Genomic DNA, 16,306 nt, shown 5'->3' with positions numbered 1-16,306 from the left:
CACGTACTTGTAAGACGCATTTGATTCAGGGTCTACTTTAGGGTAGGTCTCTCCAGATAGCATATGATAGGTTTTTTGAGGGAAAACCGAACTAAGGTTTGTTCCATCCGTTTTGAAGTGGTTGACTAGCAACTGGCCATCTAATTCGAATTCTAGGAGTACAGGGAAATAAAACCTGTAGCCTTGTACATTTGGTCCGCAACCAGCACAACTTGTAGGGTCCTCTGCACGTAGATCCATTAAAATTTCTGAATCTAGTTTGGCGTTTATTTCTACTCTGAAATCAATTGTACTCGTTCCGTTACCTTTTTTTGCTGTCGTTTTAGAACTAGTTATATCCTTACTTACATTTCTTGAGTATAAATTATAAGAATCTCCGGGTCTCGTTTGGTCAAAATAGAATTTATGTTTTGAATTAGATATATCGAAGGTATATACATCAACATCTCTTACAGATCTTCCAGAAAATGTGAACGAATAATTCCACCCTATATCCACATAATCTTTTAACCCTTTGCCTTCAGGAAAGGTTCCATCATTCTCCGACCAAATATCATAAGAAAAGAAAGCTACACCGTACCATTTATGCGTAGTTGTATCATAGACCGGTTGAATGGAATTGGTCGGTGTCGGTAGAGCAGCATTGGATGTGTTTGACGCAACAATCAGGATAAGCCCCAACAAAATAGATAAAATCAATACTGCAGAAGTTAATCGTCTAAAGAATTTCATTTATTGTCTCCATGGATTTTTTATGACTGCTAAATAATCATCATTCGCAATACCTATGTAGGCTGGCGTTTTAATAGAATAGGATTCAGGGTTTTTATGACCAGCCCTTTGATCATAAGACGATTGTACAATTGGCATATATAAATTTTTATGAGTTTTATCGAGTCTCTCCCTAAACACAGACTGCTCATACCTGCTCCTTACAACTTCTTTATCAGACAGCATGTAAAATGAGTTTCTTATATTGGGGCTGAAACTAGATTGCCACACAACGTATTTCTCATTTTTCTGGTTTTCAGCCAAATCCATTCTATAATAGGCTACATCGTCGATAATCACGGGTAAGTCAGATCCTGATAACACTCGGATATCTCGGCGTTTCCCGTCATATCCTATTAATTCATCTTCATACCCACCAAAATACTTCTTATAATTATCAGAATTCTCCAATTCAGTAACATCTTCAATTTTAGGTATATCCATGCTCCCGATCCAAACAAATTGAGACAGGCTATCCCACTGTACTGTCTCTTTAAATGTTTCACTTATAAAGCGGACTGGCACCATCGTACGGTTGTTGGATATATAAGACGCAGTTCCAAAACTCACTTTTTTTCCACCAACCGCAGCCGTTGTCGATCCTATAGTGAGAGTGATCGTAACAGTACCCTTGGAAATCGAAATATTTTTTTTGACAGCATTCACATTTGCACCAAGTCCATCAGAAACAGCCCTCAACGGGATAAATACCGTATTGTTTTTTATTTCAGCCTTTACTCCGTCCAGCGGAATCTGCCGCGCATTAAAAAGCACTTTTATGGGCATGTCCTTTTTGAAACTAATTTCAGCGCTTTTGGAGGCAGCGAAAGCCTTCCAAGAAGAAAAACTTATTCCGGAAAATACCACTGCAAGACAAGTCAACGCAATTACAAATTTTTTCATATACATCTCTCCCTCTTGTATCCTATGACTTTCATTGGATCATCAGTCTCTCTTCAATCCAACTTAATCCAATCTTTAGCACATTCTACCACCTTCCCCTATCATTCGACGACATTTTTCCTGTCCCTGAGTCAAAAAAAGACAATAAAAAAGCACCCGCCTGCAAGCTTAAAAACAGCTTGCAAGCAGGTGCTTCCTGCTCGTGCATACTATACACCGATCACTTTATTATTTTCTATAATACCGATATGCCCGGCATTTGACAAGTATAAATTCGTCAGAATTCGCTCTCATTCAGCAATTCCAGCCAACGTGCCGCGGAATGGCGCCATGTGAAGTGCTGCTCGACCCGATCCCTGCTCCTGACCCCCATCGCCATTCTCAAATGGTCGTTGCGAAGCAGCATAAGCAGTCTGTCGCGCATCTGCTGCTCTACCTCTGACGGCTCCACAAGAAAACCAGTGACGCCATCCTCGATAATTTCCTTTATGCCTCCCGCCCTGGTCGCCACCACCGGCAGGCCGCAGGACATTGCCTCCACATTCACGAGACCAAATGCCTCGCGGTTGCCGGAAGGCACAACAGCTACATCCGCACTCAGAAACCAGTCCGGAACCTCCGAGTAAGGAACATAAGGGATAAACTGCACATGCCCCCGCAGGTGCTTGCCCATTCGATGAAGTTCCCGTACGTAAGACGTTTGCCTGGTCGACCCATAGAAAGCCCCGCCCACAATGACCAGCAATGCGGAAGGGTGCTGCCGAACGAGTTCCGGCATCATCCGCAGCAGATGATGGACACCCTTCATTGGGATTAGCCGCCCCATGAACAGAATCACGCTGCGCCCGTTCCATCCCCGTGCGGTGCGCAGCTGGTTCCGGTGAAAGGCACCGTTCAGAGTGAACTGGGACTGGAAGCGTTCCGTGTCCACTCCTGGATAGATGACTCTCAGCTTATGCGCGTAAGCCGGCGCACGGGCTGCCACCACCTCACGCAAATATTCGCTGTTCACAAGAATCTTATCCACCGTCTGGAAGCTGCGAAAAAGCACGGATGGCCGGATCGTCTTCTGCCCGATAAAGGTTGACGAATGCAGATGGAGCCAATACCGGCCGGATGGCCGGAGCTTCTTGAGCTTCAGCACCAATCCCGGACGGTTCTCAACCTCGGTAATATCCGGCTTAAACCGCCTGATCGACTGTCCGACCCGCTGTGCATAATGGCCTCTATTGACCGCAGGGAACCGTTCGCACATTACGCCGTTGAAACTCCCCAGACGAGGCAGGTTCCGGCTGCTCCGACCATATATTCGTGCCTGCACTGACGTTCCGACCAGCGGCACAAGCTTCTCGACAACGCGTTCGACCGAGCTGCTGTTCGGTGATGGCAGCGGAAATGTACCCGGAGTTACAAATGCGATTTTGGGGCTTCTCATACAATCAGCTCCTCCCTTAAGAAGCCTCAACTTTGGTTTCCCGATAGTTCAGCATACGTTTCTCGTACCTTCCGTGAACCCGGCATTGTCCTATTTAGGGACATGACCGATGAAGCGGCCTATCGGCGCAGCAGCTTCTCAATAAGCAGACTTAATCCGTAGGGTCCCAGATAAGCGCCGCAGGCGTGAAAAACCGGATCCTGCAGAAACTCATGTACCTGCGTCATGAATACCGTATCATCCAAATACGTCTGTACCGCGCTTGCCGCAGTCAAAGAGAAGAATCCCATATAAGCCACCAATGCGATCGCATCGATCGTCTTTTCCAGCCCGCGCTTCCACTCGCTCAAACCGTACAGCAGGCAGCCTCCAATAATCAGACCTACCGGGATTAAAATCACCATCAGCTTTCACCTCATTAGCCAGCATTTGCAACAATGGCAAGCCTTAAACCTGCCTGCAAGCGTCCGCTGTTGATAAATAAGAGGCGATATGTCACACTTATATCCGAAGAGTCCGAAAGAACGATCATAAAAGGCTAGGCAAACGCTTAGCCTTTCTGCTATTTTATAGTAAGTGCAAGTGAGAGAGGACGTGAATTCCCGGCATGACCCAATGGCTGCTTCGATCGATGACCGAGCTGAGCTCGCGCAAATGGATTTCGCGATTAACCGGTCGATTTGCCCAGTCGCCCGCAAGCCGGCGCTTTATTCCCAGATTTGCCCGCATGTATGGGATCCGCGTAGAAGAAGCCGAGAAAAGGCTTGATGAATACAGCACGCTCAATGAATTTTTCACCAGAAGATTAAAGCCCGGTATGCGTATAGTCCATGCGGACACAGATGCCGTTGTCAGTCCGGTCGATGCTTTGATCACGGGGTGCGGGCCGATCAAGGCTGGCACGATTCTCAATGTCAAAGGCCAGGATTACACGGTAGAAGAGCTGCTGAACCGTTCCCCCCGAGTGGAGAATTACAAGAACGGCTACTATATTGTGCTTTACTTGAGCCCTACCGACTATCATCGGATTCATACCCCTGTGGGGGGCACCATTGTTGAAAGGGAGCATGTCCCCGGAAAAGTATATCCCGTCAACGACTTCGGCCTGCGCAATATGCGCAGGGTACTGAGCCGCAACGAACGGCTGATTACATATATCCGCCATGCTCATGCTGAAACAGCGGTCGTCAAAGTGGGGGCCATGAATGTCAGCAGCATTAAATATGTGGAGCCTCTCCACAATAAAGTGGAGAAGGGGGAAGAGCTTGCTTACTTCGAATTCGGCTCAACCGTCGTTCTCCTGACCGAAGAGGATACCTTCTCAGCTCGTGACGATTTGCAGGCAGGCCTTATGGTAAAAGTAGGCGAAAAGCTTGGCATCCTGCTGGAAAAGTAGCAGCCCGTAGCGTAAGCGAATTAGGGTCGATCCCTTTTGGCTTCTCAAAAATATAAGCTGGTTATGAAGAACATATTTAATTTCTTATAAGTTAACAAAGCGTCCTGCGCCTGACAGAATCATTCCGATGATCGCTGCCACCCCGTATGACGCTTTTTTTCAATCGGCTACCCTGTCACCCATGTTATGCTCCATCCGTATCGCTCTGTACCGGACGCTCCTCGTCTACCCCATTACAATCCGGCAAGTCCCAAGCTCAAGCGCCTTACAGCACACTCGCGGCCTGCTCCATTCGCCAAACTCCAATATCGAGCAGTTCCTCCGGCAAATGGGCAAAGCCGAACATTCCCGCCCGGCCCTGCGGCGCGTTCAGCCATAGACTGCTGTCATCCGTAAAACGCACCCCCGCGTCTTCGCAGGCCTCTCTGAACCGCTCATAGTCACGCCCTTCACCCCGCCACTCTGCGTACAGATGCAGCCCTGCATCGACAGGAACGATCCGGAACCAGCAGTCAAGCCGTCCGTTCATCTGCTCGCGCAGCCGGATCAGCCTTCTCCCGCATACGCGCTTCATCCTTCGCAGATGTCTGGCATAGCTGCCGCTGTTCATAAAGTTTGCGAGCGCCCGCTGTTCCGTAAGTCCTGCAGGCCGCGGCTCGATTAATGCTTTTGCCAGACGGAACGGTTCCGCAAGCGATTCCGGCACCACGACATAACCGATTCTCAGGTCGTTGAACATCGTCTTGGAGAAGGTGCCGACATAAACCACACACCCCTTCCGATCCAATGCCTTCAGCGGTTCGGTGGGACGTCCGCCCCAGCGAAGCTCGCTGTCGTAATCATCCTCAATAATGACGGCCTGCTGTTTCACTGCCCAATCCAGCAGCTTCTTCCTCCGCTCAGCAGACAGGACGGCGCCGCTTGGAAAATGCCGCGTCGGCGTAACGAACAGCAGCTTGGCCGGCCAATCGTCAGGCTGGATCCCCTGGTCATCGACCGCTGCGGGAATTATGACGCCGCTGGCGGCACGGACAGCCAATGCCATCCCGGAATAACCGGGATTCTCTAGGACTACCGGCGTTCCCGGTGTAACAAGCAGCATGCTCAGCAGGGTGATCGCCTGAGCGGAGCCGCTGGTCAGAAACACCTGCGAAACAGATGCATGAATGCCCCTTTCCCTCCTCAGCTCCTGAACAATGGCCTCGCGCAGCGGCAGATAGCCTTCTACCGGCACGGCAGGATTGGGCCAATTCCCCGTCATCTCCCGGACCTCCGCATATAACGAAGCTCTCCATTCCGCAACGGGGAAGAGCTCCGGGTCCACTTGACCAATGCCAAAGTCGATCATGGGAGGGTCAGGCTCTCCCCGAAACATTGCCCGTTCACTGGCCTGCATGTACTCTCCAGACTCAGCTTGTCCGATTGCCTTCTGCTGACCCTTTGGATTGGTTCTCTCCCTGCGGGGCTTCTCTTCCCTTTCGGCTCTGGCAGCCGCATCCCGTACAAGCCGCTGCGCCCACTCCGAAAGCGGAATATTCGCGGCCTGCTCTCCCCGCACATGGCCTGATCCGGACAAATCCGGCGCAGAGGAAGAACGATAGGCAGCGAACGTCCCGCTGCCGGCTTCAGTCCGCACATATCCCTCGGCAAGCAGCGTATCGTATGCCAGATTGACTGCCCCCCGCGACAACCCATACAACTCCGCAAGCTTGCGGCTCGATGGCAGCCGCAAGCCCTCGGCCAGCGATCCGGAAATAATGGCTTCCCGAAGCGCCTGATAGAGGGCTTCCGTTTTCTTTCCCAATTCCCTGTAGTAACGGTCATACGCAATCCGCAGGTCCACCTTCTTCAGCTCCCAACCAAGTGGTATATTAAATTCACTCTAAATTGGATCTTTTTAATTGTCAATAAGTGCAGTACGCTGGTCTGGAAGAAACGAGTGCCGCCGCCATAGGCGATAACAGGACTTCAAGCATATGAGGAAGAACGAAAGGGGTATCCCATGCGTCGACAGGAATTTGAAATGAACGATCAGGTTAACCAGGAGGAGCTGGACAGCTTTTTGCATGAAATGAGCTACGGATTTCTGGGTACCGTCGATCCGGACGGCTCTCCCTGCGTCACACCGCTAAATTACGTATACCACAACGGGAGCCTGTATTTTCACGGCAGCCGGGCCGGCGAGAAGATGGGCAATCTGAAGAAGGAGGCATCCGTTACCTTCGCGGTCGCCAAGGAATTTGCCATCATCCCTTCTTATTTCTCGGATCCGCTTATGGCCTGTCCGGCAACCTCCTATTTCAAATCCGTCCGCATTGACGGCCAAGCCGTTGTCGTCAACGATCTTCAGGAGAAAGCGGAGGTGCTGGGGGCGCTAATGCGCAAGCTTCAGCCTGAGGGCGGGTATAAAACAATCGATGCCCGCGATAACGATTATATCCCCCGCCTGAAGGGCGTCTCCCTGGTCCGTATTGATGCCTCGAAGGTGGTAGGGAAATTCAAATTCGGCCAAAACCTCAAACCCAAAGACCACGAAGCGCTGACGGAGGGTCTGCAGAAACGCGGGCTGCCGACGGATGCCGAAACGATCGAGCTGATGCGGCGCTACTGTCCTCATCATACGGGGGACTAGCCGCCTATAACGGCCTGAGGGACTTAACTCTAACGCTGATCCGCAAACAAACAAGGCTTCACCCGCAGCATAACTGCAGATGAAGCCTTGTTTGTTTCGCATATTGCCGACCTTACCGGATTTCGGAGGGATTTTTCCCGGTATATTGTTTGAACTGACGGCTGAAAAAGAAAATATCCCGGTACCCCAACGCGTCGGCCACCTCCGTCACATTCATGCCCGCGTGCATAAGCAGATGCTGGGCCCGCTCAATTCGGGTCCGGATCATATAGGATTGCACCGAGGAGCCGATCATTTCTTTGAACTTGATGGAGAAATACCGCGGGGACAGCTGCGCGCGCTGCGCCAAGTCCTCCACGCGATGGGCAATCCCGGGATTTTGCCTGACATAATTGGCGATCTCGTGAATCGCTTCCGTCAATTGGTTACTGGCTTTGCGCTCAACCGGTCCCTCGCGATCCTCGCGCAGCAGATGAATCATCAGCTGCTTGAGAATAAGCTGGGCTTCTTCCTCCGCTGCGTAAGTCTTGACCAGGAAGAGCCTCACATAACGGGAAAGCATATGCTCAAAATCAACCGTTTCATTCAGCACCCGGTAAGACTGCGGAATGATATCGATCGATTCCTTGACGGCAAAATGAATATAGGTCAGAACGAGCGGCATTTGCGGGTTATGCGTTGCGCTCGTATAATCTCCGGGGCGGAACAGAAAACAGCTGCCTTTGGAGATGGGATAGGTTTTTCCGTTCAATTCCAGTTCCCCTTGGCCGCTCCATATATAGAACAAATCAAAATTGGGAATAGGCCTCTCGCGTTTCTGCCATTTCCAGCCGGGCTCGCAGACGATCTTGGCAAATGAGGGCAGCAGTACGAAGGACGAGGCATTACAATGCAGCATACAAACTCCTCCTAGGCGAACAAGTACAGCAGCAATAAGGCGTACCGTTGTCATCATACACCAGCGCAAAAACGCTTCGCAACCCGGCGCAAAAAAATCCTGTTCATGATGGCCTACCACAGCTTAAAAGTGATATAATATCAGCTAAAAGACTTCCGTTGCCCCATGAACGGTTGAATGATCTATTTTGGAAGGATGAATGAATTCCATGAACCCACTTGCCCAGCAGTTGAACGAGACGATTGAGCGAGAAAATGTTAACATTTATGCAATGCTGTCCTCACTTGGCAAAGCGATCTATTTCCCAAAGGAAGGCATTTTGAGCCAGTCGGCCGAAGCAAAAGCGAAGGCGAAGAAATTCAATGCAACGATCGGCATCGCCATTGAAGGCGGACAGCCGATGCATTTGAAGGTGATCCAAGACACATTGTCCGCGTATAGTCCGAAGGACATTTATGAATATGCTCCCCCCGCAGGCAAGCCCGAGCTGCGCACGGCATGGAGAAACAAGATGGTGGTGGAGAATCCGTCGCTTGCAAACAAATCCTTCAGCAATCCAATCGTGACAAACGCCCTTACTCATGGCCTGAGTATTGTCGCTGACCTGTTCGCGGATCCCGGCGACGCGGTTATTATTCCTGACAAAAACTGGGAGAACTACGAATTGACTTTCGGTATCCGCCGCGGTGCGGTTATGGTGGAATATCCTCTATATAATGAACAGGACCGGTTCAACAGCGAGGGGCTAAGGCAAGCGCTGCTGGATCAGAAGAACAAAGGCAAAGCGATCGTTCTCCTGAATTTCCCGAACAATCCGACCGGCTATACGCCAGGCGCTGCGGAAGGCGCAGAAATTGTCGCTGCGATCCGCGATGCCGCCGAGGCGGGAGTTAACGTTGTCGTGGTGACGGATGATGCCTATTTCGGACTCTTCTTCGAAGACTCCATGCACGAATCGCTGTTCGGCCAATTATCCGATCTGCATCCGCGAGTGCTGGCTGTTAAAGTGGACGGGGCAACGAAGGAAGAATATGTATGGGGCTTCCGCGTAGGGTTCATTACGTACGCATCCCAATCGGCAGCTCTGCTTGCGGCTTTGGAACAAAAGACGCTGGGAATCATCCGCGCGACGATTTCAAGCGGCCCGCATCCATCGCAGACCTTCGTGCTGCGTGCGCTGCAGTCGCCGGAATTCGATGTGCAGAAGGCCGAGAAGGCTGCCATCATGAAAGGCCGTGCCAACCGCGTAAAGGAACTGCTCGACAGCGGACGCTATGGCAATGTGTGGTCTTACTATCCGTTTAATTCCGGATATTTCATGTGCCTCAAGCTGACCGGCATAAGCGCCGAGTCAGTGCGGACCCGGCTGCTGGACGAATACGGCGTGGGTACAATCGCGCTTGGAGAAACGGATTTGCGCGTTGCTTTCTCCTGCATTGAGCAGCCGGACCTGGAGGAACTGTTCGATACCATCTATAAAGCGGTACAGGACATTGCCGTAGCCAGCAAATAAACAGCACTATCTGCAAGCAGGACCAGGAGACCGGCCCTGCTTTTTTTTTTATAGAAGCAAGAGCGGTCAATCATCAGATTCGCCCAAAAAGCTGCGCTTCGTTCGGGCCGGCCGCAAGCCAAACACGTACAAGATAATGAGCAGAACCGCAGCTGCGGCTGGAATCGGATATCCGCGAATGGGCAGAAGTATCGCCTGCGGCAGCCAGATCAGCGCCCCGCACAGCAGCAATCCGGTGCGGTCCACCTTGATTAGCGCCGACAAACGCGATTCGTCCGGCAGCGGATAAAGATGGCGCCAGACGGAATGGCGGTGCGACTGCACGAGCGAACTGAGCTGTATGCCCGCAAGCCACAGCAGCAGGAGACACACACCGGCAGAACCCCAGCCCGACCATAGCGCCGAATTAGCGGCAAGAAAACTGGCGAAGATACCGAAAACAGTCAGCCTCAGCACGATTGAACCAAGCTCGGTACGAATGAGTGTATGCGCATATAAATAAGCGAAGGCGTTCTTCTTGCTGAAAGTCAGCCGCGCCGGGAGCCATGACATGTACCTCCTCGCGGATACCTGGGCGTTCTCTGCCGGCACATCCGCAAAAGCGCTGAAGAATGTATTGAACCGCCGCCGCGTGGCATTCTCATCCGCGATCAGCGTAAGCCAGGGCATCGGATAGCTTCGCAATCCGCGGTAGATCAGAGCCATTACACCAACAGCCGCGATCATATAGACAGCTCCCAGCCAAGGCTCAGCCTTCAATAATACGGCCACACCCACCGCCGTGACAATCCACCGCAGAACCCGCATGCCGCGCCTCGAGCCAATCCAGGCAAGCTGCCGCTCTCTCCAGGCTGCTCTGGCATTCAGCAGTTTCATGACAAGAACCGCAAGCAGCAGCAGCTGCCAGACAACCAGGCCCGGCCCTTTCACATAAAGAAGGCTGTACACCAGGCAAACGGCGGCCGCCCCGATCAGCCCTGTAATTCCGTTATAAAGGAAAGATCGCCTGAGATATCGGCCCATCTGCGCTTCGCGGGGCACGAGAAACACTGTATCGGCTTCCCGCAGCCACGTCCGCAAAGGATTCCAGCACACAACAGGCGTCAGCACAATCACGCCGACCCACGCAAAAGGGAAAGATAGGCTCACCTGGTGAATCAGCGTGGTGTAGCCGGCAAAGCCCGCAATGAGCAGAAACGAGGTCACCAGCGGCACGCCGCTCTGGACCATAGAGCTTATGTATGGCATCGACTCTTTCCAAAAAGCGCGCGCACGCGTGCTCCACAATGTCTCAACTGACCGGTCCATGGGATCCCCCATCCGCGACAAGCCGGTAGAAAGCTTCCTCCAGCGATTCGCCGCCCCTTGCCAGACCTGCCGCCGCACAAACGTCCTCAAGCGTCCCCTGGGCGATAATTCTGCCTTGATGGAGGACGATAAACCGATGGCAGTAGCTCTCGACCGTAGACAAAATATGCGAGCTCATAAATACAGAAGATCCCTGCCGGGTGACCTCGACGAGCTGATCCAACAGGGAACGGATACCGAGCGGATCCAGGCCCAGAAAGGGCTCATCGATGATATAGAGCGGCGGACGGGCCAGCAAGGCATTCATAATCATGACCTTCTGGCGCATTCCCTTGGACAAATGCGCGGCGAATGCGCGCCTTTTGCCCGTCATGTAGAAATCATCCAGCAGGCTTTCCGTACGTTCCTTATAGATGGATTCCTCCATCCCGTAAGCCATTCCGGTCAGACGCAGATGCTCCTCCACCGTCAATTCGTCAAACAGCAGCGGCGTCTCCGGGACAAAAGCTAGCGCGCTGCGGTAATGCTCCGGCTGCTCCGCAAGCGTATGGCCCTGAATGCGGACCTCGCCCTTATGCGGCTGCATCAGCCCCAGAATATGCTTGATAGCTGTGCTTTTACCAGCACCATTGAGCCCAATCAGGCCAATCATTTCCCCGGGGCGCACCTCAAAGGAAAGATCATGCAGCACAGGCTTTCGCGGACTATATCCGCCTGTTAAATGTTGTACGTGCAACACCGGTTCCATCACTACTCACCTCAATAGCTATTATACCGAAAAATAACATCCAAGCGAAATCCGCCAGGGATCCGCCCGGATGCCCATTATAGTCATTCACGATAACCAGTCAAGAGCCCTCTGTCTTCATCAGGCGGAAGAAGTGGTTGTGATAATAGCCGCGGAGGTTGCCTCCATGTCCCGGATCGCTTTTTTTATCTGCTCAATGGCTCTCCAGTTGCCGCTTTGCTCGGTATGCAGGTTCTCAAGCTTCCTGCTCAGCTCCATTTGCTCGTATTCGGAGAAAAATCTCCTTAACTGCTTGCTGACATCCAGAAGCATGGCAAGGGCTGCGGTCTGCTCATCGACCTCTCCATTCTCCAGCAGCTCATATCTGAGCCGGCGGATAATCGCATCTTTGACGGGCGAGCTGACGATATAGCGTCTGGAAGTAAAGATCAGCATCACTTTGATCTTCTCCTCACGGAGCTGCCCGTCTATCAATAGAGGCTCTACAAGCTTCTCGAACGTATTCTCGCGGATTTTGGTCCGGTAAGCAAAATAGCTCATCCAGGCTCTCATCGTCTTGAGCTTCCGGGTACTTCGGATCAACTCCAGAATCTGGGATTTACCGCTGCACTGGCAGGCGCAGGGCGTTTCCTCGACCAGCTGTTCCCTTTTATTCCAGGTAATGTGGCCGTCCAGCAGCATTTCAATAATTGCTCCGCCGATGGAATAGATCTGCAAATAGGAACGATACAGACGGCTTTTGTTGTTCGGCTGAACCTGGACAGCCATTAAGACGAACTCTTGCGCCAGTGTCAACTCTCCACCCATAACAAATCCCCCTTCCAGCTTTTGCATCTGTATCTTTTCTTACACTTACCCCTCCGCAGAAGAAACGCCCTACCTGCAATTAAGGCGAAATGCCCATGACACTGCCAGTTAAGAGAAAAAGGCTGACACCGTCCCTTTGGCGGTAAAGTCAGTTTCAGCTCATAAAAATATCTGAAAAAGGATAAGAATTTTTATAGATTCTGATCGTTCAAAAAGCCAGTCCGCCGTCATAAGTTTATGACGGCGGACTGGCCAAGAAGCATCCGGTTATTTCTTAGGCAAGATTGATGGCTTTTATAATTTGCGGATCAATTTTTGGCTCGCGGTCGATATTCATCAAGCCGTTAACCTCCTGCTGAACGTCGGTGATCTGGGTATAGCAGAACCCGCATGCATAGGGCAGCTGCTTGATCGCCGTTGTAATGCTGCGGAAGCGCTCGATAAACTGCTCCTCCGTCTTCACCTGGTTGCCGTAGCCCCAGCCTTCCTCCGAATTGAAGGCAATTCCGCCATATTCGCTGATCAGGATGGGCTGGCCTTTGTACGCATAGCCTCCGGCCATGGCGAATTTACTTCGGTTGAACGCTTTGTCAAAAATCGCGTCCTTGTCCGCGTACCAGGCCGCGAATGCTTCTCCCCGCTCCTCATAATCGTGAAGGGTGATAATATCCGATACTGTATGCTCCCATCCGTCATTGACGATAACCGGGCGCATGGCGTCGAATGCTTTGGTCAGATGATAAATCGCCACGGTGAACTGCTGCTGTTTGTAGTCGCTGGCAATACTGCCGACGCCCCATGATTCGTTGAACGGCACCCAGGTGACGATGCTTGGATGGTTATAATTCTGGCGCACCGCGTCCATCCATTCCCGGGTAAAACGCTGCACAGCATCGTCGTTGAACTCATAAGCAGCCGGCATTTCCGACCAGACGAGCAGACCTTTACGGTCACACCAGTAAAGGAACCTTGCATCCTCCACCTTCTGGTGCTTGCGCACGCCATTGTAGCCGAAGGCCATCGCTTTGTCGATATCCTCGATCAGCGCGTCGGCTGAAGGCGCCGTCAGATGCGAATCCTTCCAATAGCCCTGGTCCAGGAGCAGGCGCTGATAGAGCGGCGTTCCGTTGAGCAGCACCTGGGCATTCTGAATCGATATTTTGCGGACGCCGAAGTATGACTGCACATGATCCACCGGTGCACCGTTTCGGAGCAGGGTGAATTCGACCTCATACAGATTGGGACGCTCGGGCGACCACAAATGCGCCGATTTCCATTCCCCGACATTTTCGCTCAGCAGGTCCATCTCCACGCTCGTCTGGGCACGGTCGACCGTCTGCTGCAGCTCGCGGATGAAGGCTCCCTTGAAGGTGACCCTTGTTTTCAGGCTCAGCCCCTCCGCCAGCTCGCTGCCGCGCACATCATACTCAAATTTTATCGTCCCTTTGTCGGCATCCGGCGTCATCTTCACTGAATCGATATACTGCGGCTCCACGGCCTCCAGCCAGACACTCTGCCAAATTCCGGTCGTCTGCACATACCAGCAGCCAAAATTCTCCGGTACCCACCGCTGCTTGCCGCGGGGATTATTGCAGCTGTTGCTGTCCTCGACACGGACTGTCAGCTTATTGGTGCCTTCTTCTCTCAATGCTTCTGTAATATCGAAGGAAAAAGCGGTGTAACCGCCTTCATGCCGGCCCACAGCCGTGCCATTGACCCACACCTTCGTCAGATAGTCGGAAGCCTGAAAGTTCAGTCTGATCCGCTTCCCGGTCCACTCCCCCGGAATCTCCAGATCGCGTTCATACCATACGACAGGATGAAACTTCTCCTCGCCGATTCCGCTTGCCTTCGTCTCATACGTAAAAGGAACAATAATTCGGCGGTCACCGGGAACATCCTTATGCCAGCCCGCACGCTCCCCTTCAGATTCATCGTCGAAACGGAACTCCCAAACTCCGTTCAGACTCATCCAGGATTGACGATAAAACTGCGGCCTCGGGTATTCTTTGTCCACTTCAAATTGCAGCATCATTTGACCTCCTGTAGCTTTTTTTTGAGTATAGCATATTATCTATGAACTTCAAACATTTAATATATTAAGAGTGTTATGAAAAAATAATTGAAAATAAAAGCTCCCTTTCTCTTACTCTTTTATGACGTTTTTGTTAAATCATCCGAAAAACGGTCCCGCTTCCCTGCCCTGCTATCTTTTTTATGCTAAAATATAGATTCGTAAGAAGAATCCGCTACAGCCGTTCAAAAAAACATGCAACTTTTCCCTGCCCTGCCAGCGTCTCTATTCTATGGAAAGAAGATTAAGAGGAGATTGATGTAATGAATACCGACATCCAGACAACTACATACAACCGGCAAGAGCAGTCGGTACCGCGCAAAAGAAGATCGACATTTCTGCTTTTTGTATCGGTATGGATCATTCTGATAGCCGGCGGCGTCACCGGAGCCATCTGGTATACCGACCAGATCAAAGAACAGATGACGCTGGAGATCAGCCAGCAGACCGCCCGGCAGATCTCCGCCATGCAGACCGATTACCAGAACCGGATCAAGCAGCTTCAGACGGATTTCTCCGGTCAAATAACCAAGGTTCAAGGCAAAGTGGACGCCCTTAACGAGCTTCTGGAATTCACCAAGGATAATGCCAGCAACAAAACGGATAACAGCAACAAGCTGTATACGCAAATGAGCGCGGTCAAGAAAGAGCTGGACGAGCTGAAAAAAAGTCTGGATGTCTTGAAATGACCATGACCATTAAACAATTCAACCGTTTCTGTCTGCTGACATGCGCGCCTTTTATCGGCCTGTTTATATGGCTGCTGTATTCCAATATGTCGATTTCGCTGCCCGGCACCGCTTATCCCAAGGATGCCGCAGCCGTTCCCGCAATTACGAAGCAGACCGGCCAGCTTCTGGGCGATCTGGATCTAGCCAAGAAGACAGCCACCGCGACGGCCCAAACGCTGAAAAAATCAATCGCGCTTTATCAAGCTACCAATGCGAGCATGAACAGCATCGCCAAGACGGCATCCGCCCAGGTGGGCCGTCCGGCTAAAATATATGATAGACGCATTACGAGAAAAATCGGCACTCCGATGCAAACCATCCAATCCGATAATTTGCAGGCCCAGCTGTTTGCCGTGCATGCGCAGAATTTCAGCGGCTATGCGCTTAAGGTGAAGCTCAAGACGGACAAAGGCATGAAGATGGTGCTCGGTCAGGACAAATATGGCAGCGCCGAAACCACCTTGTCTGCGGTCAGGCGCTATAAGGCGGTTGCCGGCGTAAATGCAGGCGGCTTTGCGGACGACCGGGGCAAACGCTATCCGCTCAGCACAACGGTCATCAACGGGGAGTATCTGAGCGGATTCCAGCCGACCTACAAGGACTTGTTCTTCGTTGGCCTGAACGACCAAATGGAGCTGATCGGCGGCAAATACGCGGATAAATCGCAGCTCGACAAGGAGAAGCCGAAGTTCGGCGCCTCTTTCGTGCCTGTTCTGCTGAAGAACGGGATTACGCAGACGATCCCGGACAAATGGAAAAGCAGTCCGCTGCGCGCTCCCCGCACGGCCATCGCCAATTATAAGGATAATCAGCTGCTCTTCCTCGTCGTCGATGGCCGCAATGAGAACGGCAGCTCGGGTGCGACGCTTGCGGAGATGCAAATTCTGCTGTCCCGTTTCGGTGCCATTGACGGATACAATCTGGACGGCGGCGGTTCTTCCTCACTGGTCTTCAACGGCAGAGTAGTGAACCATCCTTCGGATGGGGCGCTGCGGGCGCTCCCGACGAACTTCCTGTTTTTCGAATAAAAGAAGCAATAGCAGAGAAGCCCCGGTGCGATGCGACCGGGGCTTCTCTATGATCATTGGCT

At 51.8% G+C, this 16,306-nt stretch carries 14 protein-coding genes; 5 read left to right on the top strand and 9 right to left on the bottom strand.

Annotated elements, in window-relative coordinates; translation table 11 throughout:
* Positions 1-732: 732 nt before the first annotated feature.
* The 3 genes from AC0YNV_RS17310 to AC0YNV_RS17300 form a co-directional block, all read right to left on the bottom strand.
* Positions 733-1,674: a copper amine oxidase N-terminal domain-containing protein gene (locus AC0YNV_RS17310; protein ID WP_475769154.1), complete on the bottom strand. Its 942-nt coding sequence runs from the start codon at positions 1,672-1,674 to the stop codon at positions 733-735.
* Between the two features lie 277 nt (positions 1,675-1,951).
* On the bottom strand, positions 1,952-3,109 hold the full coding sequence (locus AC0YNV_RS17305; protein ID WP_475769153.1) for a glycosyltransferase family 4 protein: 1,158 nt from the start codon (positions 3,107-3,109) through the stop codon (positions 1,952-1,954).
* Between the two features lie 119 nt (positions 3,110-3,228).
* Complete coding sequence (locus AC0YNV_RS17300) at positions 3,229-3,513, bottom strand: hypothetical protein (protein ID WP_475769152.1); 285 nt, start codon at positions 3,511-3,513, stop codon at positions 3,229-3,231.
* Between the two features lie 203 nt (positions 3,514-3,716).
* Here AC0YNV_RS17300 and asd point away from each other — a divergent pair, with 203 nt between their 5' ends.
* A complete protein-coding gene (asd, locus tag AC0YNV_RS17295) occupies positions 3,717-4,505 on the top strand; it encodes an archaetidylserine decarboxylase (protein WP_475769151.1) in 789 nt (262 codons plus the stop codon).
* Between the two features lie 265 nt (positions 4,506-4,770).
* On the opposite strand, the gene pdxR is transcribed toward asd, so the two are convergent.
* On the bottom strand, positions 4,771-6,348 hold the full coding sequence (gene pdxR, locus AC0YNV_RS17290; protein ID WP_475769150.1) for a MocR-like pyridoxine biosynthesis transcription factor PdxR: 1,578 nt from the start codon (positions 6,346-6,348) through the stop codon (positions 4,771-4,773).
* Between the two features lie 159 nt (positions 6,349-6,507).
* Between pdxR and AC0YNV_RS17285 the strand changes: the two genes are divergently transcribed.
* The gene (locus AC0YNV_RS17285) at positions 6,508-7,137 is read left to right on the top strand and encodes a pyridoxamine 5'-phosphate oxidase family protein (protein WP_475769149.1); all 630 of its coding nucleotides are present in this window, start codon (positions 6,508-6,510) and stop codon (positions 7,135-7,137) included.
* Between the two features lie 112 nt (positions 7,138-7,249).
* Here the strand turns inward: AC0YNV_RS17285 and AC0YNV_RS17280 are convergent, their stop codons facing one another.
* Positions 7,250-8,035 carry a helix-turn-helix domain-containing protein gene (locus AC0YNV_RS17280; RefSeq protein ID WP_210037206.1) on the bottom strand — a complete coding sequence of 262 codons (786 nt, stop codon included), beginning with the start codon at positions 8,033-8,035 and terminating at the stop codon, positions 7,250-7,252.
* A gap of 208 nt (positions 8,036-8,243) precedes the next feature.
* On the opposite strand from AC0YNV_RS17280, the gene AC0YNV_RS17275 reads away from it, so the two are divergent.
* Positions 8,244-9,548: an aminotransferase class I/II-fold pyridoxal phosphate-dependent enzyme gene (locus AC0YNV_RS17275; protein WP_475769148.1), complete on the top strand. Its 1,305-nt coding sequence runs from the start codon at positions 8,244-8,246 to the stop codon at positions 9,546-9,548.
* Positions 9,549-9,614: 66 nt separating this feature from the next.
* On the opposite strand, the gene AC0YNV_RS17270 is transcribed toward AC0YNV_RS17275, so the two are convergent.
* From AC0YNV_RS17270 to AC0YNV_RS17255, 4 genes are all read right to left on the bottom strand, one after another.
* The gene (locus tag AC0YNV_RS17270) at positions 9,615-10,856 is read right to left on the bottom strand and encodes an ABC transporter permease (protein WP_475769147.1); all 1,242 of its coding nucleotides are present in this window, start codon (positions 10,854-10,856) and stop codon (positions 9,615-9,617) included.
* Positions 10,840-11,604 (bottom strand): ABC transporter ATP-binding protein, encoded by a 765-nt coding sequence (locus AC0YNV_RS17265; protein ID WP_475769146.1) that lies wholly within the window; start codon positions 11,602-11,604, stop codon positions 10,840-10,842. The genes AC0YNV_RS17270 and AC0YNV_RS17265 overlap by 17 nt, the downstream gene beginning before the upstream one ends.
* 120 nt (positions 11,605-11,724) lie before the next feature.
* On the bottom strand, positions 11,725-12,411 hold the full coding sequence (locus AC0YNV_RS17260; RefSeq protein ID WP_210037202.1) for a GOLPH3/VPS74 family protein: 687 nt from the start codon (positions 12,409-12,411) through the stop codon (positions 11,725-11,727).
* Positions 12,412-12,685: 274 nt separating this feature from the next.
* Entirely contained in the window at positions 12,686-14,443 is a 1,758-nt protein-coding gene (locus tag AC0YNV_RS17255) for a glycoside hydrolase family 2 protein (protein ID WP_475769363.1), read from the bottom strand.
* 305 nt (positions 14,444-14,748) lie between these two features.
* Between AC0YNV_RS17255 and AC0YNV_RS17250 the strand changes: the two genes are divergently transcribed.
* Positions 14,749-15,174, top strand: a complete 426-nt coding sequence (locus tag AC0YNV_RS17250) for a hypothetical protein (RefSeq protein WP_475769145.1) — start codon at positions 14,749-14,751, stop codon at positions 15,172-15,174.
* Complete coding sequence (locus AC0YNV_RS17245; RefSeq protein WP_210037200.1) at positions 15,171-16,244, top strand: phosphodiester glycosidase family protein; 1,074 nt, start codon at positions 15,171-15,173, stop codon at positions 16,242-16,244. The genes AC0YNV_RS17250 and AC0YNV_RS17245 overlap by 4 nt, the downstream gene beginning before the upstream one ends.
* Positions 16,245-16,306: the final 62 nt, after the last annotated feature.

The organism is Paenibacillus sp. JT31N11 (genome assembly GCF_056269285.1).
This window is presented reverse-complemented; position numbering and strand designations above follow the sequence as displayed.

Excerpts from the sequence above, each read along its gene's own strand:
- AC0YNV_RS17310 (WP_475769154.1), bottom strand. The coding sequence starts at position 1,674 with ATGAAAAAATTTGTAATTGCGTTGACTTGTCTTGCAGTGGTATTTTCC.
- AC0YNV_RS17305 (WP_475769153.1), bottom strand. The coding sequence starts at position 3,109 with ATGAGAAGCCCCAAAATCGCATTTGTAACTCCGGGTACATTTCCGCTG.
- AC0YNV_RS17300 (WP_475769152.1), bottom strand. The coding sequence starts at position 3,513 with ATGGTGATTTTAATCCCGGTAGGTCTGATTATTGGAGGCTGCCTGCTG.
- asd (WP_475769151.1), top strand. The coding sequence starts at position 3,717 with ATGACCCAATGGCTGCTTCGATCGATGACCGAGCTGAGCTCGCGCAAA.
- AC0YNV_RS17285 (WP_475769149.1), top strand. The coding sequence starts at position 6,508 with ATGCGTCGACAGGAATTTGAAATGAACGATCAGGTTAACCAGGAGGAG.
- AC0YNV_RS17280 (WP_210037206.1), bottom strand. The coding sequence starts at position 8,035 with ATGCTGCATTGTAATGCCTCGTCCTTCGTACTGCTGCCCTCATTTGCC.
- AC0YNV_RS17275 (WP_475769148.1), top strand. The coding sequence starts at position 8,244 with ATGAACCCACTTGCCCAGCAGTTGAACGAGACGATTGAGCGAGAAAAT.
- AC0YNV_RS17270 (WP_475769147.1), bottom strand. The coding sequence starts at position 10,856 with ATGGACCGGTCAGTTGAGACATTGTGGAGCACGCGTGCGCGCGCTTTT.
- AC0YNV_RS17265 (WP_475769146.1), bottom strand. The coding sequence starts at position 11,604 with ATGGAACCGGTGTTGCACGTACAACATTTAACAGGCGGATATAGTCCG.
- AC0YNV_RS17260 (WP_210037202.1), bottom strand. The coding sequence starts at position 12,411 with ATGGGTGGAGAGTTGACACTGGCGCAAGAGTTCGTCTTAATGGCTGTC.
- AC0YNV_RS17255 (WP_475769363.1), bottom strand. The coding sequence starts at position 14,443 with ATGCTGCAATTTGAAGTGGACAAAGAATACCCGAGGCCGCAGTTTTAT.
- AC0YNV_RS17250 (WP_475769145.1), top strand. The coding sequence starts at position 14,749 with ATGAATACCGACATCCAGACAACTACATACAACCGGCAAGAGCAGTCG.
- AC0YNV_RS17245 (WP_210037200.1), top strand. The coding sequence starts at position 15,171 with ATGACCATGACCATTAAACAATTCAACCGTTTCTGTCTGCTGACATGC.